1 protein-coding gene is annotated in these 547 nt (G+C 24.5%); it reads right to left on the bottom strand.

Features of this window, described 5'->3' with window-relative positions:
- Nucleotides 1-50: 50 nt before the first annotated feature.
- A partial coding sequence (locus DMB95_RS09485) for a hypothetical protein (protein ID WP_221886042.1) occupies nucleotides 51-547 on the bottom strand: 497 nt, incomplete at its 5' end.

Here is a 547-nt window from a genome sequence, read left to right as displayed (position 1 = left end):
TCCCACACCCTAAAATCAAAGTCTTGTAGTTTCATTTTTTACCTCCTTATTTATTTATGAATGTGCCTATATTCATCTTCAATCAAATCATCGCCTAAAATGTAGGTTATGTAATTTAATTTATCAACTTTCATTTCTTTTAAAAATTTAAAAAATTGCTTTGTGGTTAAATCTTCATCATTACATAATTGAAAATAAGGGATTATTTTTATATTATGCTCTTTGAAAAAGTCAGGAACAATAAAATTCTGACTTAAAAAATCAATTTTTATGGTTTGTTTTCTTAACTCTTTAAAAAAAGAAGTTTTTTCAAATAAAATCATTGCGTCTAAGTCATCTTTTGCTTTGGAGTTATTATAAATTTCATTAAAATTAAAATATTTTTCATCTACCCATACTCTAAGCGTCATTTCAAAATAGTCATCGCTGTCATATTTTTCTTTATTTTTATAACCGAAAAGAAATCTAATCTTGTCGTTGCTTTTAAACTTATCAAAAAATTCCTTTTTATCTATCATTGCGATTTGCATAATGTTATCCATTTCTT

The sequence above is a fragment of the Campylobacter sp. MIT 12-8780 genome, assembly GCF_006864535.1.
Lineage (GTDB): Bacteria > Campylobacterota > Campylobacteria > Campylobacterales > Campylobacteraceae > Campylobacter_D.
The sequence above is the reverse complement of the archived record's forward strand: the minus strand, read 5'-3'. Positions and strand labels throughout refer to the sequence as shown.